The organism is Methyloversatilis discipulorum, assembly GCF_000385375.1.
GTDB lineage: Bacteria > Pseudomonadota > Gammaproteobacteria > Burkholderiales > Rhodocyclaceae > Methyloversatilis > Methyloversatilis discipulorum_A.
Genome location: NZ_ARVV01000001.1, coordinates 2573783 through 2595104 on the forward strand (window position 1 = coordinate 2573783; position 21322 = coordinate 2595104).

The 21322-nt window shown below is 66.9% G+C and carries 13 protein-coding genes; 6 read left to right on the forward strand and 7 right to left on the reverse strand.

Annotation, left to right across the window (positions count from 1 at the left end; genetic code table 11):
• Positions 1 to 416 precede the first annotated feature (416 nt).
• Positions 417 to 1334 (forward strand): crotonase/enoyl-CoA hydratase family protein, encoded by a 918-nt coding sequence (locus METRZ18153_RS0112155; protein WP_020164982.1) that lies wholly within the window; start codon positions 417 to 419, stop codon positions 1332 to 1334.
• 54 nt (positions 1335 to 1388) lie between these two features.
• Here the strand turns inward: METRZ18153_RS0112155 and METRZ18153_RS0112160 are convergent, their stop codons facing one another.
• Together METRZ18153_RS0112160 and METRZ18153_RS0112165 are read right to left on the reverse strand one after the other, a co-directional pair.
• On the reverse strand, positions 1389 to 2000 hold the full coding sequence (locus tag METRZ18153_RS0112160; protein WP_020164983.1) for a thioredoxin family protein: 612 nt from the start codon (positions 1998 to 2000) through the stop codon (positions 1389 to 1391).
• Between the two features lie 13 nt (positions 2001 to 2013).
• Positions 2014 to 4110 (reverse strand): protein-disulfide reductase DsbD family protein, encoded by a 2097-nt coding sequence (locus METRZ18153_RS0112165; protein WP_020164984.1) that lies wholly within the window; start codon positions 4108 to 4110, stop codon positions 2014 to 2016.
• Positions 4111 to 4405: 295 nt separating this feature from the next.
• Here METRZ18153_RS0112165 and METRZ18153_RS0112170 point away from each other — a divergent pair, with 295 nt between their 5' ends.
• On the forward strand, positions 4406 to 7057 hold the full coding sequence (locus tag METRZ18153_RS0112170; protein WP_020164985.1) for a chemotaxis protein CheW: 2652 nt from the start codon (positions 4406 to 4408) through the stop codon (positions 7055 to 7057).
• Between the two features lie 12 nt (positions 7058 to 7069).
• Here METRZ18153_RS0112170 and uvrB read toward each other — a convergent pair whose 3' ends face one another.
• Complete coding sequence (gene uvrB / locus METRZ18153_RS0112175) at positions 7070 to 9112, reverse strand: excinuclease ABC subunit UvrB (protein WP_020164986.1); 2043 nt, start codon at positions 9110 to 9112, stop codon at positions 7070 to 7072.
• Positions 9113 to 9282: 170 nt separating this feature from the next.
• Here uvrB and METRZ18153_RS0112180 point away from each other — a divergent pair, with 170 nt between their 5' ends.
• Complete coding sequence (locus METRZ18153_RS0112180) at positions 9283 to 10488, forward strand: amino acid aminotransferase (RefSeq protein ID WP_020164987.1); 1206 nt, start codon at positions 9283 to 9285, stop codon at positions 10486 to 10488.
• A gap of 145 nt (positions 10489 to 10633) precedes the next feature.
• Here the strand turns inward: METRZ18153_RS0112180 and gdhA are convergent, their stop codons facing one another.
• Positions 10634 to 11977, reverse strand: coding sequence for an NADP-specific glutamate dehydrogenase (gene gdhA / locus METRZ18153_RS0112185; protein ID WP_020164988.1), 1344 nt, complete (start codon positions 11975 to 11977; stop codon positions 10634 to 10636).
• Positions 11978 to 12247: 270 nt separating this feature from the next.
• Here gdhA and METRZ18153_RS0112190 point away from each other — a divergent pair, with 270 nt between their 5' ends.
• Together METRZ18153_RS0112190 and METRZ18153_RS0112195 are read left to right on the forward strand one after the other, a co-directional pair.
• Complete coding sequence (locus METRZ18153_RS0112190; RefSeq protein WP_020164989.1) at positions 12248 to 13450, forward strand: ammonium transporter; 1203 nt, start codon at positions 12248 to 12250, stop codon at positions 13448 to 13450.
• A 103-nt stretch (positions 13451 to 13553) separates the two neighbouring features.
• A complete protein-coding gene (locus METRZ18153_RS0112195) occupies positions 13554 to 14750 on the forward strand; it encodes a phospholipase A (protein ID WP_020164990.1) in 1197 nt (398 codons plus the stop codon).
• 35 nt (positions 14751 to 14785) lie between these two features.
• Here the strand turns inward: METRZ18153_RS0112195 and METRZ18153_RS0112200 are convergent, their stop codons facing one another.
• Complete coding sequence (locus METRZ18153_RS0112200; RefSeq protein ID WP_029143726.1) at positions 14786 to 16798, reverse strand: cache domain-containing protein; 2013 nt, start codon at positions 16796 to 16798, stop codon at positions 14786 to 14788.
• A gap of 80 nt (positions 16799 to 16878) precedes the next feature.
• Here METRZ18153_RS0112200 and METRZ18153_RS0112205 point away from each other — a divergent pair, with 80 nt between their 5' ends.
• Positions 16879 to 18069 carry a BaiN/RdsA family NAD(P)/FAD-dependent oxidoreductase gene (locus METRZ18153_RS0112205; protein WP_029143727.1) on the forward strand — a complete coding sequence of 397 codons (1191 nt, stop codon included), beginning with the start codon at positions 16879 to 16881 and terminating at the stop codon, positions 18067 to 18069.
• Positions 18070 to 18085: 16 nt separating this feature from the next.
• On the opposite strand, the gene METRZ18153_RS0112210 is transcribed toward METRZ18153_RS0112205, so the two are convergent.
• Positions 18086 to 19816: an SLC13 family permease gene (locus METRZ18153_RS0112210; protein ID WP_020164993.1), complete on the reverse strand. Its 1731-nt coding sequence runs from the start codon at positions 19814 to 19816 to the stop codon at positions 18086 to 18088.
• Positions 19817 to 19826: 10 nt separating this feature from the next.
• Positions 19827 to 20603 carry a 3'(2'),5'-bisphosphate nucleotidase CysQ gene (gene cysQ / locus METRZ18153_RS0112215; protein ID WP_020164994.1) on the reverse strand — a complete coding sequence of 259 codons (777 nt, stop codon included), beginning with the start codon at positions 20601 to 20603 and terminating at the stop codon, positions 19827 to 19829.
• Positions 20604 to 21322: the final 719 nt, after the last annotated feature.

The window sequence follows — 21322 nt, forward strand, 5'->3', positions numbered from 1 at the left end:
GATCGTGCACCGCATCACCCGGGAGCCCTCATCAGGCAAGGCAAGCGGCAGCCGCAGCCGGGGCCGTTCCAGCGAGGTGCTCGACACCCTGCACGGGCCATCCACGAGCCCGGCGCAGGGTGCAATCAAATTTTCAAGCAAAACTGTTCCGCCTTGTCGTAACATGCACTTACAGGGTCAGACTCTGTCTGGATTCGTGCACCAGACAGCAGGAAAAAAAGGCAGGAAAACTGCCTCTCCAATTCGCCTCAAGAGGCGATTGTTTTCAGCATGCTTAAAGTCGGACATGCCGACGGAGGCTGAAATGGATCTGTTGACCCCGCGCCATGGAGCAGGACGGCACCTGCCGTATCGCTCCGGAAAGAGTATCGACGCTGCCGCGCCTGCCCGCGATGTATTTCGTATGGAGGCGTGCAATGCAGATCATTGATCGCACCCGTGCTCATCTGCACACGGTGCCGCTGCCCGGCATGGCCGCTAATGCGCCACGCCTGTTGTCCACTCCTATCCTGACTTCACGCTACGAGGCGGAAACGCGCGCCTTGTGGATGTATGCCCACCCGACCGGACGCCCCTGCTTCACGCCGGAGCTGCTGGCCGACGTCGTGGCGCAGCAGCAGGAGGTGGAACTGGCGCCGGGCACGGTGGATTTCTTCCTCAACTGCTCGGGCGTACCCGGCGTCTATAACCTGGGCGGCGATCTCGACCTGTTCCAGAAGCTGGTCGAGGCAGGCGACGAGGCCGGACTGATGCGCTACGCCGAAGCCTGCATCCGCGCCATCAACAACAACGTCGCCGGTCTGCATGCCGATGCGGTGTCGATGGCCGTGGTCCAGGGCGACGCGCTGGGTGGCGGTTTCGAGGCAGCGCTGTCCTGCCACGTGGTGATCGCCGAACGCGGCGCCAAGCTGGGCTTCCCGGAAATGATGTTCAACCTGTTCCCGGGCATGGGCGCCTACAGCCTGGTCGCACGCAAGGCGGGCCCGCGCGTGGCGGAAGACCTGATCCTGAACGCGAAGGTGCTGCCGGCCGAGAAGATGCACGAACTGGGTCTGGTCGACCACCTGGCCGAGCCGGGCCGCGGCGAATGGGTCGCGCGCGACGTGATGCGCTCGATGTCGTCCCAGCTCAAGGGGTTCCGCGCCTTCCAGCGCGCCAAGATGCACGCCTACGTGCGTCTGACCTACCAGGAACTGGAAGACGTGACCCGCGAATGGGTACGCGGCGCGATGAAGCTCGACCGCAAGGACCTGCGCACGATGGAACGCCTGGTCAAGGCGCAGAACCGCATGCACGCAGCGAATCACCCGGGCACCGGCAGCGTCAGCGCCTGAGTGTTCCGACCGCCGGCCGGTGCGATGCACGCACCGGCCGGATCACCTTACGCCTCAGTTCGCGTACTTCACCGAGCAGCCATACGGGCGCGTCTGCGCCTTGGCCACCGGTTTCCCCGCCAGTACCGCATCGATGGCCAGCCGCGCCAGCGGCTCGGCCTTCGGAATGTCGTTCACGTCCGGCGAGGCGATGCTGTCGATACCACCCATATAGGCCAGCCGGCCGTCGGGCGCGATGACGTACATGTGCGGCGTCACCTGTGCAGCGTAGGCGCGACCGACCTTTCCCTCGTGGTCAAGCAGGTAATGGGTCGGCACTGCCCCCTGCTCTTTCATCATACGGTTCGCCGTCGGGCCGTCGACGTGGCCCTGAGTGCCGGGTGCCGAGCTGAGCACGGTGAGCCACACCGCACCCTTCCCGGTCGCGTCCTTCTGCAGCGCCTGCATGCCGCCGCTGTACCACTTCTGCACGTAGGGGCAACCGTGATTGGTCCATTCCATCACCACCGTCCTGCCGGCGAAATCGGACAGCTTCACGGTACGGCCATTGGAATCGACGGCGGTGAAGGCCGGCGCCGGCTCGCCGATACGCGGCGCGGCATGGACGGCGGCGGCAAGCAGCGTGCTGGCCAGCAGGCCTGAGCGAAGCATGGCTTTGATGGTCATCGACAAGGTCTCCTCATGAAGCGATGTGATCGAGCACGATCTGCGGCGTCAGTATCTGCGGCAGCACGACGCCCTCCCGGCCGGGCGCGTAATACACGTAGAGCGGCACGCCGTCGCGACCGTGCGACTGCAGGAAACGGGTGATGTCCGGGTCGGCGCGCGTCCAGTCACCCTTCAGGTAGACGACGCCCCGGTCGACGAAGGCGCGCTGCACGACATCGGTCGACAGCGCCACCTTTTCGTTCATCAGACAGGTGACGCACCAGGCGGCCGTCATGTTCACGAACACCGGTCGGCCAGCGGCGCGCAGATCGGCCAGGCGCTGCGCCGAGTAGGCGCTTTCGGCCTGCTGCGCGACGGCCGTCGTCGCCACCGGCTCCGGTGTGCGCCCGAGCGCCAGCAGGCCGGCCAGCAGCGCCAGTGCCGCCGCGCCGCGCCAGCTCCAGGCGCGCGCTGCACCGCGCTGCGCCACTCCGAACAGCCAGGCCGCCAGCGCCACCAGCAGCAGCGCGACCAGCACGTGCAGCACGCCATCGGCCCCGCTCTGCTGGCTCAGCACCCAGACCAGCCAGGCGGCCGCGCCGTACATCGGGAAGGCCAGCGCCTGCTTCAGTCGGTCCATCCAGGCGCCGGGTCTGGGCATGTGCGCAGCCGTCGCCGGAAAGAAGGCGAACAGCAGATAGGGCAGCGCCATGCCCAGTCCGAGCGCGACGAAGATACACACGGTCACCGGCGCCGGCGCGCCCAGAGCGGCCGCGATCGCCCCCCCCATGAAGGGCGCGGTGCAGGGCGTCGCGACCACTACCGCCAGCACGCCGGTGAAGAAGCTGCCCGCCAGCCCACCGCGCGAAGCCAGCGACTCGCCAGCCGATGCCAGCCGGACACCGATGTCGAACACGCCGGACAGGTTCAGCCCGATGCCGAACAGCAAGGTGGCCATGGCGGCGACGAATACCGGCGACTGGAACTGGAAACCCCACCCTGCCTGACTGCCGGCGGCGCGCAAGGCAAGCAGCAGTGCGGCCAGCAGCAGGAAGCTGGCGACCACCCCGGCGCAATAGGCGAGCGACTGAAGGCGCACGGCCGCAGCGCGGTCACCGCCCATCCTCGCGAACGACAAGGCCTTGATCGCCAGCACCGGAAACACGCAGGGCATCAGGTTCAGCAGCAGGCCGCCGGCGAAGGCGAACAGCAGCGGCCACAGCAGCCCCTCGTCGGCGGGCGCAGCGACCGGGCTCGCCGGTGCCGCAGGCGGCAAGGCATCCGCCGCCGCCAGGCTGAGCACCGGCGTACGTACCGGCGGCTCACCCGGCGTCGCCACCCACAGCGCCCGTTCGATGCCGTCGCCACCGCGGACGCGCAGCACGCCTTCAAGCGCCTTCGCCGGATCGAAGTCAGGGCCGGGCTTCAACACGATGCGCGCCGCATCGCCTGCCGTGTTCAGGGTCTGGGCAGCGCCGTGCTCGACGCGCCCCCAGTCGGCCGGGAAGAAATCGGCCGCCTGCAGACTGCCGGCGCCCGTCCCCTCCAGCGTCAGCACGCCCTGTGCATCGACCGTCGCCCGCCACTCGCTGCGCGTCGGCAGCGCCGCGCGCGCCGCCTCGAACAGCGCCGCATCGGGGCTGTCCTGCGAGGTGCCCGCGGGCAGTTCGAGTCTGAACACCCCTTCTTCCGGGATGCAGATGTCCTTGCATACCAGCCAGTTCGCCTTCACCGACAGCGCGGCTGTGCCGGCAAGGGCAGGCGACAGCGTCACCGTGAAAGGCAGCAGCACCTCGCCCTGATGGACGAAGGTGGTGATCGGTCCATCGACGTGGCGTTCCGGTGCCGGCCAGCTCACTTCGCCGAGCACGGAGCCCGCAGGCGCGAACACCTCGATGCGCGGTGCCTGGCCGGCATCGCCCGGATTCATCCAGTAGATGTGCCAGCCGGGCTGGAAGCGGAAGTGCAGACCGAGGTCGAGCGTCTGCCCGGGCGCCGCGACGTCGGTCGCCGACAGCAGCGCGACGGTTGCGCGCGGGCTGACCTGTGCTTCGCTGCGCGCGGCGTGCAGCGCCGGCGCGGCGCTGGTCAGCGCAAGTACACAACAGAGATGGCGAATGAAGGACATCGTGCGGAACGTATGAATATCGTGCGAGCGCCGGGCGCCCGTTTGCTTGTCGCTCAGTCGACCACGATAGACGATGCCGGTTCGCGGCCATCGGCTGGCGTATGGAAGCGGCGACAACGCAGGCGCACTCCGCCCGGCAATAGGGAACTGCGTCACGGAAGAACGGGAGTTACGGCACTAACGATGCTCATGAATCCGCGCCCGGCGATCGTTATGTCCCGGGATGCAGAGCGAAAACAAGAAGCGGCGCCCCACGGGTGCGTCAGCACACATCGCACATGAGGAGAGCCGAGCCATGGCCCAGTACAAGAACATCGAAGTCGATGCCGAGCTGGCGGGTGTCATCCGCCACATGGACAACGTCGAGGAGTACCGCGAACTGCTGCGCAACCTGCAGTCGGTCTGGGACAACCTCACCATGCTGGGCCAGCTGTCCGGGACCGGCACCGACATGAGCGGGACCCGGCACGCTTTCGCCGAACTGACCGGCACGCTGCTCAACCAGCTCGGCCACGAGGAATTGCGCACCTGCCGGCAGGAAATGTCGGCCAAGGCGCAGGTCGCGATCGATATCCTGGTACGCAATCTGTTCGAGCGCACCGCCGACATCGGATTCCTCGCCTGCGACGCCGACATCCGGCAGTTCATCGGCAAGGTCCACGAATGCGCGGGCAATGTGCTGCTGGCCCGCGACCTGGCCGCCGCCCGGACGCAACTGCGCACGCGTTTCGCCGAATACGCGGCGAAGTACACCGTGTACTCGGACATCGTGCTGACCGACACCGAAGGCCACATCCTGCTGCGGCTGGACGACACGACGGCACCGGCACAGTCGCACGACGCGCTGATCGCCGACGCACTGGCGACCGACGCCGGCTACGTGGAAACCTTCCGTGCCGTCGACTTCCTTCCGGCACAGACACAGTCGCTGGTCTATTCCTGCCGCGTCTGCGACGACGCGGGCAAGGCGATCGGCGTGCTGAGCCTGGTGTTCCGCTTCGACGACGAAATGCAGCGCATCTTCGACGGCCTGCTGACGGCCGACGACTGGGCCGTCATCCTGGTCGTTGACGCCGACCACCGGGTGATCGCCAGTTCGGACCGCTTCCACGTTCCGCTCGGTGCCCGTCTGCCCTGCCCCGACGGTCCGGAGGTCCAGCGACTTCGCTTTGCCGCACGCGAATACCTCGCCATGCGCTGCCCGAGCCGTGGCTATCAGGGCTACGCCGGCCCCGGCTGGTGCGGGCTGGTGATGCTGCCGGTCGAGCACGCCTTCGCTCGCGAAGCGGCCGCACCGCTGCGCGCGCTGGGCGACGAGGTACGCAGCGCCATCATGTCCAGCCCGACACTGTTCTCCGAACAGCTGCGGCGCATCCCGGAACAGGCCGACCGCATCCAGCGCACGCTGAACCGCTCGGTGTGGAACGGCAACGTCCGGCAGAGCAGTTCGCAGCGCGCACTGAACCCGGCCTTCTCGAAAATCCTGCTGTGGGAAATCAGCAATACCGGCGACCGCACCCGCGACGTGTTCGAGCGCTCGATCGCCAATCTGCACGAAACCGTGGTGTCGGCCATCCTGCACGACAGCCGCTTCGCAGCGTCGCTGGCCATCGACATCCTCGACCGCAATCTGTACGAGCGCGCCAACGACTGCCGCTGGTGGGCGCTCACCTCGGTGTTCCGCGAGGTGCTTGCAGCGCCGATCGACGACGCGGGCCGGCAGCGCGTCACCGAGGTGCTGCGCTACATCCACTCGCTCTACACCGTCTATGCCAACCTGCTGGTGTTCGACACGCAAGGCGTGGTCGTCGCTGAATCGGGTTCGACCGTCGGCGGCGCATCGTGGAGCGGGCGCGCGCCGGGCGAGGACTGGGTGCGCAGGACGCTGGCGCTGGACGACTCCCAGGCGTGGGCAGTGTCCGCCTTTGCGCCGAGTGCGCTGTACGGCAACGCACCCACCTATATATATGGTGCAGCGCTGCGCGCGCCGTCGGCCGGCGACGAGAAGGCACCGGTCATCGGCGGCGTCGCTGTCGTGTTCGACAGCGCGCCACAACTGCTCGCCATGCTGCGCGACTGCCTGCCGCGCGGCGCCGACGGCGCAGTCCGCTACGGCTGCTTCGCGGCCTTCATCGACGCCGAGGCCCAGGTGATTGCCTGCACCGACGAGCGCTGGCGCCCCGGTCACCGCCCGCCAGAGGCCGTCGAGGCGCTGGCGCTGGCGGACGACGGCAGTGGCGTGCTGCCCATCGACGACCAGTACTTCGCGGTCGGCGTGGCGAACTCGCACGGCTACCGTGAGTACGGCAGCGGCGCGAACGCCGCCCGCACGCGCGTCACCGCACTGGTATTCATGCCCCTGTGCGCGGTCGCCGTGCAGTCGGCTACGGCGAGCTGCACGGCGCCAGCAATCCGCGGCGACGCGAGCAGCGACGACACGGTGGAAATCGCCACCTTCCGCGTCGGCCGGAACTGGTTCGGACTGCGCAGCGAGAAAGTCATCGAGGCGGTCGATGCGGCCGGTCTGACCGGCGTGCCCGGTGCCGGCGAAACGATGGCCGGCTATCTGATGTACGACGGCGTGCCGATCGCCGTGTTCGATATCGCCAGCATGCTGCACGACGACGAAGCGGTCCCGTCGACATCCGACGACTCGACGCGGCAGGTACTCGTGCTTCGCCGCGACGACGACACCCGCATCGGCATACTGGCCGACGCGCTGGGCGACATTCCGGAAGTATCGACCGCCCGCCTGCGCCAGATACCGGCGATGCTGGCCGGCGGCAATGTGCTGGGCGAATCGGTGCTTGGCGGCAGCGGCGACGGCGACGAAGCGCTGCTGCTGGTGCTCGGCGTCGAGCGCATCGTCAATCGCCTCGCCGGTGGGAGCACGCCGCCGGCCGCAGCCATTCCGCTGCCGCGACGCGAAGCGGCGGCCGCTCGCTGAGACCGTGCCAGCTCAGGCGACGCCGAAAGCGCCGCTGCGCAGCTTGAACAGGCGGTCGCGTGCCTCGGCCGCCTTTTCGAATTCCAGGTTCTTCGCGTGCTCGACCATCTCCTTTTCGAGCTTCTTGATCTCCTTCGCCAGATCCTTCTCGCTCATCGCCTCGAAACGCGCGTGTTCCTCGGCCACCATCAGCTCGCGCGCGACCTCTTCCTGGTCGTAGACGCCGTCGATGATGTCCTTGATCCGCTTGACTACGCCCTTAGGCGTGATGCCGTGCGCTTCGTTGTGCGCGATCTGCTTGGCGCGCCGCCGTTCGGTTTCCGCAATGGCGCGCTTCATCGAGTCGGTCATGTTGTCGGCGTACAGGATGGCGGTGCCGTGCAGATGTCGCGCCGCCCGGCCTATGGTCTGGATCAGGCTGCGCTCCGAACGCAGGAAGCCCTCCTTGTCGGCGTCGAGGATGGCGACCAGCGACACTTCGGGAATGTCCAGACCTTCGCGCAGCAGGTTGATGCCCACCAGCACGTCGAATTCGCCGAGCCGCAGGTCGCGGATGATTTCCACGCGCTCGACGGTGTCGATGTCGGAGTGCAGGTAGCGCACGCGCACGCCGTTCTCGCTGAAATAGTCGGTCAGGTCCTCGGCCAGCCGCTTGGTGAGCACGGTCACCAGCACCCGCTCGGACGCCTCGACCCGCTTGCGGATCTCGCCGAGCAGGTCGTCCACCTGGGTGGACGCCGGGCGGATATCGACCACCGGGTCCACCAGACCGGTCGGCCGCACCACCTGCTCGACCACCTGGCCCTGGTTGGCGGCCTCGTAGGCGGACGGCGTGGCCGACACGAACACCGTTTGCGGCATCAGCTTCTCGAACTCGTCGAACTTGAGCGGCCGGTTGTCCAGCGCCGACGGCAGGCGGAAGCCGAAATCGACCAGATTGGTCTTGCGCGCCATGTCGCCCTTGTACATGCCGCCGATCTGCGGAATGGTCACGTGCGACTCGTCGATGAACATCAGCGCGTCCGGCGGCAGGTAGTCGATCAGTGTCGGCGGCGGCTCGCCCGGCTGGCGGCCTGACAGGTGGCGCGAGTAGTTCTCGATGCCCTTGCAGAAGCCCAGTTCGTTCAGCATTTCGAGGTCGAAACGGGTGCGCTGCTCGATGCGTTGCGCCTCGACCAGCTTGTGCTGGCTGACGAGTTCCTTCGAACGCATTTCCAGCTCGATCTTGATCGCATCGATCGCGCGCAGCACAGTGGCGCGCGGCGTCACATAGTGGCTGGACGGATAGACGGTGAAGCGGCCGATGCGGCTGCGCACCTGGCCGGTCAGCGGATCGAACAGCGACAGTTCCTCGATCTGGTCGTCGAACAGCGACACGCGCAGCGCGTTTTCCGCGTGTTCGGCCGGAAAGATGTCGATCACGTCGCCGCGCACGCGAAAGGTGCCGCGCTTGAAGTCGGTGTCGTTGCGCTGGTACTGCATCTGCACCAGCCGGGCGATGATGTCGCGCTGGTGCAGCGTGCCGCCTTCGCGCAGGTGCAGGATCATCGCGTGGTAATCCACCGGGTCGCCGATGCCGTAGATCGACGACACGCTGGCGACGATGACCACGTCGCGCCGCTCCATCAGGCTCTTGGTCGCCGACAGCCGCATCTGTTCGATGTGCTCGTTGATGGCGCTGTCCTTCTCGATGAACAGGTCCTTCGACGGCACGTAGGCTTCCGGCTGGTAGTAGTCGTAATAGCTGACGAAGTACTCGACCGCGTTCTCCGGGAAGAACTCGCGGAATTCCGAGTACAGCTGGGCGGCCAGCGTCTTGTTCGGCGCCATCACGATGGCCGGGCGACCGGTGCGCGCGATCACGTTGGCCATCGTGAAGGTCTTGCCCGAACCGGTCACGCCCAGCAGGGTCTGGAACATGAGTCCGTCGTCGATGCCCTCGACCAGTTTGGCGATGGCGCCCGGCTGATCGCCGGCCGGCGGGAAGGGCTGGTGCAGCCGGTAAGGGCTGTTGTCAAAGGTTAACAAGGCGGGTGCGGCGACAGTTTCCGACATGGTAGAATTTTGCGTTGCACAAATCGTTTGCAGCCTGATGACCGCGCGACTTCGGCGGCGTTCGGGCAAAGGCAGACATTAGCGCGATTGTTGTCCGTTTTTCGACCTATCTTTAATAGCACGACGCACCGCCCGTACCGGGCAAACCAACCCTGCACACCGGAGCACGCATGAACCCGTCCGTATTCTCGTCCGTCGAGATGGCCCCGCGCGACCCCATCCTGGGCCTGACCGAAGCCTTCAACGCTGATACCCGCACCACCAAGGTGAACCTGGGCGTGGGCGTGTACTACGACGACGCGGGCAAGCTGCCGCTGCTGCGCGCGGTGCGCACGGCCGAAGAGGCGCGCATGAAGAATGCGCCGCCGCGCGGTTACCAGCCGATCGAGGGTGCGCCGGCCTACAACAAGGCGGTGCAGGACCTGCTGTTCGGTCAGGGCGCCGCCCTGACCGCCGACGGCCGCGTGGTCACCGCCCAGGCCCTGGGCGGCACCGGCGCACTGAAGATCGGCGCCGACTTCCTGAAGCGTCTGCTGCCGCAGGCCCGGGTGTACATCAGCGACCCGAGCTGGGAAAACCACCGCGCGCTGTTCGAAGCCGCCGGCTTCGAAGTCGATGTCTATCCGTACTTCGACGCCGACACCCGCGGCGTGCGCTTCGACGCGATGATTGCCCACCTGAAGGCGCTGCCGGCCAACCAGATCGTGCTGCTGCACGCCTGCTGCCACAACCCGACCGGCGCCGATCTGACCGACGCCCAGTGGGGCGAAGTGGTCGAGGTGTGCAAGTCGCGCAACCTGGTGCCCTTCCTCGACATGGCCTACCAGGGCTTTGCCGACGGCATCGACCAGGACGCCGTGGCGGTGCGCCAGTTCGTGCAGTCCGGCCTGAGCTTTGTCATTTCCAGCTCGTTCTCGAAGTCCTTCTCGCTGTACGGCGAGCGCGTCGGCGCGCTGTCCATCGTGACCGCGTCGAAGGATGAGTCGGCGCGCGTGCTGAGCCAGCTCAAGCGCACCATCCGCACCAATTACTCGAACCCGCCGACCCACGGCGGCGCCATCGTCGCTTCGGTGCTGGCGACGCCGGAACTGCGCACGATGTGGGAACAGGAACTGGGCGAAATGCGTGAGCGCATCCGCGCCATGCGCACCGGTCTGGTCGACAAGCTGGCCGCCCGTGGCGTTGCACGCGACTTCTCCTTCGTCGTGCGCCAGCGCGGCATGTTCAGCTACACCGGCCTGACGGTGGCCCAGGTCGACCGCCTGCGCGACGAATTCGGCATCTATGCGGTCAGCACCGGCCGCATCTGCCTGGCCGCGCTGAACTCGAAGAACATCGATTACGTGGCCGATTCGCTGGCAATCACCCTGAAGTAATCGAAGTACTGCTCCACAAAAAAGCCCACTCCGCGGAGTGGGCTTTTTGTTGGCCAGGATGCACGGCAACGCGTCGCTGCAGCACCCCGGCCGATGTCGCGAGCACCGCTCTCCCGCACGGCGGCGCCGAGCGGGAGCAGGTCCGTCAGACCACGCCCTGCCCCAGCATGGCCTCGGCCACCTTGACGAAGCCGGCGACATTGGCGCCGTCGAGGTAGCTGACGCGCCCGTCCTTGCGCTTGCCGTACTGCAGGCAGGCGCCGTGGATGCCCTGCATGATGTGCAGCAGACGGGTATCGACCTCGTCGCGCGTCCAGCTCATGCGGATCGCGTTCTGGCTCATTTCCAGACCCGAGGTCGCGACACCGCCTGCGTTCGATGCCTTGCCCGGCGCGTACAGCACGCCCGCCGCCTCGAATGCCTTGGCCGCTTCGATGGTCGACGGCATGTTGGCGCCCTCGGCCACGCAGCGGACGCCGTTGGCGATCAGCGTGCGCGCATCGCTCTCGTCCAGTTCGTTCTGCGTCGCGCAAGGCAGCGCGACATCGACCGGCACCCGCCACGGCCGCATGTTCGCCTCGAAAGCAGCGCCCACCTTCTTCGCGTAGTCGCTGACGCGGCCGTACTGCACGTTCTTCACGTCCATCAGGATGGCCAGCTTCTCCGGCGTAAATCCGTCCTCGTCGATCACCGTACCGCCGGAGTCGGACACCGTCACCACCTTGGCGCCGAGCGCCATCGCCTTTTCCACCGCGTACTGCGCCACATTGCCCGAGCCGGACACGGCGACACGCAGGCCGGCCATCGAATGGCCGGCGTGGCACAGCATTTCCTCGGCGAAGTAGACGGTGCCGTAGCCGGTCGCTTCCGGACGGATCAGCGAACCGCCAAAACTCAGGCCCTTGCCGGTGAACACGCAGTCGGCGCGATTGCTGAGCTTCTTCATCATGCCGGCCATATAGCCGACCTCACGACCACCGACGCCGATGTCGCCAGCCGGCACGTCGGTATCCGAGCCGATATGGCGGAACAGTTCGGACACGAAAGCCTGGCAGAAACGCATGATTTCGCCCTGGCTGCGCCCCTTCGGGTCGAAGTCCGAGCCGCCCTTGCCGCCGCCCATGGGCAGCGTGGTAAGCGCGTTCTTGAAGGTCTGCTCGAAAGCCAGGAACTTCAGGATGGACAGGTTCACCGACGGGTGGAAGCGGATGCCGCCCTTGTAGGGGCCAATTGCCGAGCTGTGCTGGATGCGGTAGCCGCGATTCACCTGCACCTCGCCCTTGTCATCGACCCAGCTGACCCGGAACATGATCACCCGCTCGGGTTCGACCAGTCGCTCGAGCAGGGCCTGTTCGGCGTAACGCGGATGCGCCTCGATGAAGGGCCACAGGCTCTCCATCACTTCGGTGACCGCCTGCATGAATTCCGGTTGCCCCGGATTGCGCGCCTCGACGACGCTCACGAACGACTTGAAATTGCTGTACTTCAACGCTGTCTCCTGAATCACGCACTAAGGCTGTTTGCACCACAGCAGGGCATTTTGATCGAATTTGTTTCAGCAAGCACACTTTTAGTGCCTGAAAACACGCCACGCCCCAGCTCAGTGCAACCAAAGACCGACCAGTGAGCTGTGCCGGGAGCACGGCCTGGTGCGGCACTCCGGATTACGCTCAATCACCGTGCATCGACCGTCACCAGACCGACACATTCTGGTGCGCTCCTTGCTAAACGCACCGCGATTGTGATTTCTGGAGCCCTCATGGACAGTTTCAAGACCTCGGCCGACGTGTTGTTCATCCTGCTTGGCGCCATCATGGTGCTGGCGATGCACGCCGGCTTTGCCTTCCTCGAAGTCGGTACGGTGCGACGCAAGAACCAGGTGAACGCCCTGGTGAAGATTCTGGTCGATTTCTGCGTATCGACGCTGGTGTATTTCTTCATCGGCTACGGCATTTCCTACGGCGTGCATTTCTTCGGCAGTGCAGCCTCGCTCACCCAGTCGAGTGGCTACGACCTGGTGAAGTTCTTCTTCCTGCTCACCTTCGCGGCGGCAATCCCGGCCATCGTGTCCGGCGGCATCGCCGAGCGCGCGCGCTTCTGGCCGCAGGTGATGGCGACCGCGCTGATCGTCGGCCTGCTCTACCCGCTGTTCGAAGGCATGGTGTGGAACGGCAACTTCGGCTTCCAGAGCTGGCTCGAAGCGCAGTTCGGCGCTCCATTCCATGATTTCGCCGGCTCGGTGGTGGTGCACGCGTTCGGCGGCTGGGTCGCGCTTGCCGCCGTGCTGCTGCTCGGCGCGCGCCGCGGCCGCTACTCGCGCGACGGCGGCATCGCCGCGCACCCGCCGTCGAGCATCCCCTTCCTCGCGCTGGGCGCCTGGATACTGACCGTCGGATGGTTCGGCTTCAACGTGATGAGCGCACAGAAGCTGGAAGCGGTGAACGGCCTGGTCGCGGTCAATTCGCTGATGGCCATGGTCGGCGGCACGCTGGTGGCACTGGTCGCCGGCCGCAACGACCCGGGCTTCGTGCATAACGGCCCGCTGGCAGGGCTGGTCGCGGTCTGCGCCGGCTCGGACCTGATGCACCCGCTCGGTGCGCTGGCCACCGGTGCGGTCGCCGGCGGCCTGTTCGTACTGATGTTCACGCTGACGCAGAACCGCTGGAAGATAGACGACGTGCTCGGCGTCTGGCCGCTGCACGGTCTGTGCGGCGCCTGGGGCGGCATCGCAGCGGGCATCTTCGGGCTGGAAGCGCTCGGCGGTCTCGGCTCGGTCACCTTCATGACGCAGCTGGTCGGCACCGTAGCCGGCGTCGTCATTGCACTGGCGGGTGGCTTCGCCATCTACGGCATCCTCCGCGTCTTCGTCGGCCTGCGGCTCGATGCGGAACAGGAATTCGAAGGCGCCGACCTCGCCATCCATCGCATCAGCGCCTCGCCGGAACGCGAAACGCTGTGGTGAACACCCGGTAGGACGGCGCTGGCGCGTGGTCGGTCCATACCGACAGCGCAAGCGGCCGGCGGCAAGGCAGAATCGCGGGCAGTCCACACTGGAGTCCCCCGCCATGATCCGCCCGCGTCGCGCCGCGCCCTACCATCGTTCCACCCTGCTGTTCGCGCTGCTCGGTGCGCTGTTCGCCGCGCCCGTGCAGGCGGACCTGTTGCTCGCCACGCGGCAGACCGTGATCGACCCCGGTCTGCCGCTCACACTGACGGTCGTGTCGACCGCCGGCGAAGCGCTGCCCGACGAACTGAAGGCACGCATCATCGTCGGCGCCCGCGCCGCCGACGTGACGCTGCGCGCTGCCACGCCGGCACAGGGCGGGCGACGCGACTACTCGGCGGTATTCCCGACCGATCTCGATGGCACCGGCCGTCTGGAACTGACGTCGGCTGCATCCAGCGTGCTGCTGGTGCAGCTCAGACCGGCGCCGCTGGCCGCCGGCGCAGTGGCGATCACGACGCCGGGCGCCGCCCGTCCCACTACGACCGACGACCAGGACGCCGAGCCGGCGGGCGTGGTCAACCTGGGCCGCAATCGTATCGGTCTGGGGACGCACGAGCCGGTCTACTTCGTCGCCGGCTCGCGCGGCGACACCACGGCGCGCTTCCAGCTGTCGTTCAAGTACCGCATCTTCGACCCGGAAGGCTGGGCGACCGAACTGCCGCTGGGCGAACTGCTGACCGGCCTGCACTTCGGCTACACGCAGACTTCGACCTGGGACTGGAGCGGCGACTCCAAACCCTTCCGCGACACCACCTACAAGCCCAGCTTCTTCTACGAGTTCGGGCCATACCGGCAGATCGGGTCGCGCCACACGGTGAGCGCCCAAGCCGGTTACGAACACCAGTCGAACGGCCGCGACGGCATCGAATCGCGCTCGATCGACACGCTGTTCGTGAAACCGTCCTGGCGCTGGGACATCGACCACAACACCCACATCGGTGCGTCGGTGAAGCTGTTCGACTACACCGACCGCGATCCCAACAACCGCGACATATCGAAGTACCGCGGCTACGCGCTGGTCGGCGTGGAAGTGGGCAACGACGACGGCTGGCTGCTGAAGGCGGAAAGCTATCCGGGCGACCAGGGCTCGCTGCAGCTGGACCTGTCCTACCGGCTGAAGCGCCGCCTGCTGGCGGACGCCGGCGCTGGCGGCTTCCTGCACTTCCAGTACTTCAATGGCTACGGCGAAAGCCTGATCGACTACAACCGCAGCGGCCCGGCGCAGTTCCGCGTCGGTTTTTCCATCGTGCGCTGAGAAAGCAGCATCGCGACTCGCGTCGCGATGCTGCCTTACGCGTGCGCCGGTCCCTCGGCGCCGCGGAACTGCGGTTCGGCCAGCAGGTGCACGCTGAAGCAGGTGCCCTCGCCAGGCGTGCTGGTGACCGTAATGGTGCCGCCGTAGCGCTCGATCAGGCCGAGCGACACCGACAGCCCGAGGCCTGTGCCTTCCGAACGCTTGGTGGTGAAGAAGGGATCGAATACGCGACCGATGTGTTCGGGCGCGATGCCGTGGCCGGTGTCGCGCACGTCTATCCGTGCACCTTCCGGATCTTCGCTGTCTCGCGTCGCCAGCGTCAGCGTGCCGCCGTCGGGCATCGCATGCAGCGCGTTGACGATGAGGTTCACCAGCACCTGCTGCAGCTCGTCGCGATTGATGCGCACACGGGTCGTCGCTTCGGTATCGAACACGATGTCGACGCCGGACTTGCGCGCCTGGTGCTGCACCAGCGGCAGCGTGTCGTGCAGCAGCGTCGCGGTGTCCAGCTCGTCCACATAGCCGGCGAACTCGCCCGGCCGCGCGTACTGCAGCAGCTTGGTCACGATGACGCGGATGCGGTTGATCTGTTCGTCGAGCAGCCGGACTTCGGTCTTCACCGTATTGCCGGCCGGGCCGAGCAAGGCGCGCATCAGGTCGAGATTGCCCTGCATCACGGCGATCGGATTGTTGATCTCGTGCGCCACACCGGCGGTGAGCTGGCCGATGGCAGCCAGCTTTTCCGAGCGCACCAGCTGGCGCTGCGCCTCGCGCAATTCGGCGGTGCGTTCGACTACCTTCTGGTCCAGCTCGGCGTTGAGCTGTTTCAGTTCGGCCTCACGGGCAGCCACGGTATCGAGCAGGGTATCGAGGTGACTGGCCAGACGGGCGATTTCCTCACCGCCCTCGACCGCACCGGTGCGCGCCGTCGCATCGCCCTTCTCGACGGCGCCGATGGTCGCATCCATCCGCTCGATCGGCCGGAAGATGCTGCGCGCGCCGCGCAGCGACAGCACGACGCCGGTCGCCATGATGAGTGCGAACAGGCCGATCAGCGCCGCCAGGATGTTCTGCTTCACCTCGCGGAAGGGCGCTTCGAGAAAGCCGACGTAGAGCATGCCGATGCGCCGGTCGTCGCCATCGACCACCGGTTCGTAGCCCGACACATACCAGTCGTTCACGACGAAGGCGCGGTCCAGCCAGCGCTCGCCGTTGTCGAGCACGCGGTGGCGCACCGCCGCCGACACGCGCGTACCGAGCGCGCGGTCGCCGCCGAACATGCGCACATTGGTGGCGATGCGCACGTCGTCGAGGAAGAGCGTGGCAGTGCCGCGCGAGCCCAGCGGCAAGGCGCCGTCGTTGTAGACGAGGTCGTTGATGGTGTCGACGAAATCGAGGTTGCGGTTCAGCAGCTGACCGCCTTCGAGCACGCCGATCTGTTCGCCCTGCGCGTCGAGTATCGGTACGGCGATATGGATCACCATGCCGCGGTCTTCCTCGCTGCGCGGGTCGGGCCGGGCATTGGTGGTCGGCACGATGGCGAGTCGGGCGCGTTCGAGCAGCGGCGGGCTGATCGCTTCGAGCCGGGCGGCGTCGAACACCGACAGCACAACCCGTGCCTCGCCTTCGAGCGCGCCGCGCACCACCGGCCAGTCGGCGCGCGCCTCACCCGGTTTCGCGCCGTTGGACGCTGCACGCACCCGCCCCTGACGATCGAGCACATAGAGATAGTCGAAGTGCTGCGAGCCGGCCTGTGCCGCCAGCAGCGTGCCAAGTCTGGCCGGGTTGTCGAGCACGCTGCGCAGCCTGCCCGACGCGGCCAGCCCGGCGATCGCCTGCTTCTGGCCGTCGAGCACGCGGTCGAAGTACTGGCGTGCGATGGTCAGTTCGGCATTCACCTTGTAGATGAGCAACTGGTCGTAGGCCGAATTGCCCCAGTGCACGACCAGCCCGATCAGCAGCGGCAGCATCAGCAGCGGCGGCGCCAGCACCAGCACGACCAGCCGGGTGCGCACCGAACCGCGGCGCAATGAATGAATGAATCGCATCCGCCGATGCTACTTCAGGCCCCGGGTTTGCGCTGCCGCCCGCTACACTCGCGCCTTTCGTCCTTCCGCCCTCCCCGTCCATGCATGTCGACGTGATCGTGATCGGCGCCGGCGCGGCCGGCCTGATGTGTGCCGCCACCGCCGGCAGCCGCGGCCGCAGCGTGCTGCTGATCGACCACTATCCGAAGCTGGCCGAGAAGATCCGCATTTCCGGCGGCGGCCGCTGCAATTTCACCAACCGCGATCTGCGGCCGGACTGTTTCCTGTCGCAGAACCCGCATTTCTGCCGCTCCGCGCTGTCGCGCTACACGCCGCGCGATTTCGTCGCGCTGGTCGAGCGGCACGGCATCCGCTATCACGAGAAGACGCTGGGCCAGCTGTTCTGCGACGACAGCTCGCAGCAGATCATCGACCTGCTGAAGGCCGAGTGCGACGCCGGCAGCGTGCGCTGGCAACAGCCGTCGGCGGTGGCGGGCGTCACACGAGAAGGCGATCTGTTCCGCGTCGATACCGACCAGGGGGCGCGCTTCGCCGCCTCGCTGGTGATCGCCACCGGCGGGCTCACGGTGCCCAAGATCGGCGCCACCCCTTTCGGTTACAAGCTGGCCGAGCAGTTCGGCCTGAAGGTGGTGCCGCCCAAGCCGGCACTGGTGCCGCTGGCGCTGGACCCGGAGTGGCTGGCGCGCTTCGGCGAACTGTCCGGCGCCTCCTTCGATTCGATCGCCTCCTGCGACGGCCCGGAATTCCGCGAACAGACCCTGCTCACCCACCGCGGCCTGTCCGGGCCGGCCATCCTGCAGGCGTCGAGCTACTGGCAGCAGGCGGGCGGCCGCGAGCCAGTGCGCATCGACCTGCTGCCGGACGTGGACGACGCGGAAGGCTGGCTGCAATCGGCGCGTGCCGGCCGGCAGACGCTGGCTGGGCTGCTGGCGGAACACCTGCCGAAGCGCTTCGCCCAGCAATGGGTGGATTTCGAAGGCGGCGGCCGATGGAACAGCGCACTGATCGAACTGCCGCGCGCAACGCTTGCCGACATCGCGGCAAAGCTCAAGAGCTGGGCGCTGCATCCGTCCGGCACGCTGGGCTACAACAAGGCCGAGGTGACGCTGGGCGGTGTCGACACGCGCGAGCTCGACCAGAAGACGATGGCCGCCCGGCGCGTACCCGGCCTGCACTTCGTCGGTGAGGTGGTCGACGTGACCGGCTGGCTGGGCGGCTACAACTTCCAGTGGGCCTGGTCGTCGGGCTGGTGCGCCGGTCAGTCAGTCTGAGCGCGCCCTCTGCGCTTCATCGGGCGAACGGGAAGAACACCGGCACCAGCAGCAGCACGGTCGCGCCATAGGCGAGCGTGATCGGCAGGCCCATGCGGACGAAATCCAGCATGCGGTAGCGCCCGGGCGAATACACCATCAGATGGGTCTGGTAGCCGAAGGGGATCAGGAAACCGGCGCTGGCGCCATACAGTACCGCCATCACGAAGGGCATCGGGTCGGCGTCGAAGGCACGCGCGGTCGACAGCGCGATCGGAAAGGCCAGCGCCGCAGCGGCGTTATTGGTCACCAATTCGGTCAGGATCACCGTCAGCAGATAGATGCCGATGAAGGCGCCCACCACGCCGTGTCCGTCATAAAGCGTGCGCAGCGCACCGGTCATCAGTTCCGCGGCGCCGCTGTTTTCCAGCACCTGGGCGATGGCCAGCGACGAGCCTATGGTCAGCACCAGATCGAACGGAAAGCGGCGCCGCATTTCGCCGAGCGTCAGCAGGCCGCTGACGACCAGACCGGCGAGCAGCAGCAGCAGACCGGTGAACAGCGGCACGATTTCCAGCCCGGACAATGCGATCACCGCCGCGAAGGCGCCCAGCGTGAGCCGGCTCTGCAGCGGCGTCAGGCGCGGCCGCACCGTGCCGCCGACTAGGTGGAAGTTGCGGTCGATGTTGCGGTGGTTGGCGAAATCGGGGCCGACCGCCAGCAGCAGGCTGTCGCCGACGTGCAGCGGCACGCGCCCGAGCTGACCGGTCAGGCGCTTGTCGCCGCGCCGTATGCCGACCACGCCGGCGTCGAACATGGTGCGGAAGTCGACTTCTCGCAGCGTCTTGTTTGCCAGTTCGGACTGACTCGACACGACAACTTCGAGCAGGTTGGAGCGCAGCAGCGAATCCGCCTCGACACCGAACACCTGCAGGCCGTCGAAGCGCTGCAGCGCGGCCATCTTGTCAACTTCGCCGGTGAAGATGAGCACGTCGCCGGACTCGATCACCTCGGTCGGTGCGACCGGAGAGATCAGCCTGCCCTCGCGCATGATTTCGAGCAGGAACAGGCCTTCGAGATTGCGCAGCCTGTTCTGTTCGATGCTGCGGCCGATCAGCGACGACGCTGGCTCTACCCGCGCTTCGAGGAAATACGCCTGCTGCAGTTCACGGTCGTTCGCCGCATGCCTTGGCAGCAGACGCACGCTCAGCGCCAGCACCGCCACGCACACCAGCGCCACCGGCACGCCGACCCAGCTCGGGTCGAACATGCCCAGCGGCTTCATGCCGGCATTCACCATCAGCGAACTGACCACCAGATTGGTCGAGGTACCGACCAGCGTGGTGATGCCGCCGACGATGGCGGCGAAGGACAGCGGTATCAGCAGCAGCGAGGCCGGGTGATGGCGCTGCTTGGTCACCACGCCGAGCAACGCGCCCACCACCGCGGTGTTGTTCAGAAAGGCGGAAAACAGCGTGGTGACCGAGGTGAAACGCACCACCGCCCAGCCGGGCGAGCCGCGCAGCAGCCGGTCCGACACGCGCTCCAGTATCGGCGAGCGCTCGATCACCAGCGACACCAGCAGCAGCATCACCAGCATGGCCAGCGCCGGATTGGTGTAGCTGGCCAGCCAGGCTTTCTGGTCGAGCAGACCGGCCAGGTAGTAACAGGTGGCCAGCCCGGCGAACAGCGGTGCAGGCGCTATGCGGCCATGCACCAGCAGCGCCAGCAGCAGGCCGATGGAGGCGAGAACCAGCCAGGCGGTCATGAGCGAAGACTCAGGCGCCCAGTCCCCAGGCCGCGAAGTGCGGGTTGGCGAAATCGGGTTTGCCGTAGCTGAACGGCGAGCCGTCGACCTGTTCGATGCGGCCGCCGGCGGCAACCAGCACCGCGTGACCGGCGGCAATGTCCCATTCCATCGTGCGACCGAGGCGCGGATAGACGTCGGCTTCGCCGGCCGCCACCAGACAGATCTTCAGCGACGAGCCGGCGTTGCGCAGGTCAGCCACCTTGCGCCCCGCGAGGTAGGCGTCGAGCGCGGCCGCGTCGCCGTGCGAACGACTGGCCACCACGGTGAGCCCTTCGCCTGGCGGCACGCGGCAGCGGATTTCGCGCGCGCCGTCGGCGTCCTCCAGCCAGGCGCCGACACCGGCGATGCCGGAGAACAGGCGGCCCAGCGCCGGCGCCAGCACGACGCCCAGCACCGGCTGGCCGTTCTCGATCAGGGCGACGTTGACCGTGAACTCACCGTTGCGGTTGATAAACTCTTTCGTGCCATCCAGTGGATCAACCAGCCAGAACGGTGCGCCGGCCGCCGGCCGCTGACCGGCTTCGGTGGACTCTTCGGACACGATGAAAATGTCCGGCGTCAGCGCCTTCAGTCGGGCAACGATCACCTCGTCAGCCTTCTTGTCGGCTTGCGTTACAGGCGAATTGTCCGACTTATCAGTGACTTCGAAATCCGTCGCATAGACATCCATCACGCACTTGCCCGCATCCCGGACGATGTCCAGCAGTGCTGCGTGCAAGGTCTTCAGTTCGGCGACGTCCTTCATGTGTTCTCCTGACAAGCCACGGTGTCCGCCGGTTTAACGGCCACTAAATAATTAATGCACATTATCTGCGCACTGAATGCTTGTACTCTACATGACGGATGACAACCCTGTCCGTGAAGAATGGACGCTAGAAACCTGCCTGCCGAAGAGTTGAACGAACGCCGCCGCGAAGCCGTCAGGCTGCGCCTGACCGGCATGACCGTGGCCGCGGTGTCGGCTGCGGTGCGCCTGAGCGCGCCCACGGTCATCGCTGCCCACAAGGCCTATCTGGCTGGCGGGTGGGATGCGGTGCTGCTGCGCCGGCGCGGCCGCAGTGCCGGCAGCGGTCGCAAGCTCGACGCCTCGGTCGAGCGCAGGCTGCTGGCCGCCATGGTCGGACACACCCCGGATGCGCTCGGCCTGCCGCAGCGTTTGTGGAGCGACGAGGCGATTGCGGCGTGGTTCGTGCAACAGGGTCTGCCGGTGCCGCCGCGGCGCAGCCTGGGTCGCTACCGCGCCGGCTGGGGCCTGCAGCCCGCGCTGTCCGACGACGACCACAGTCAGCTGCACACACTGATGAAATCGGTCGCGCGCGACCACGACCCCTTCTGGTGCGGCGCCCTGCCCGGCACCGCCACCGAGCACCTTCATTGGCTCCTGTTCGCGCGCGGCAGCCGCGGCCAGCTGCACTGGTCGGCATGCCCGAACCCGCCCGATACCGACGACTGGACGCGCTTCTG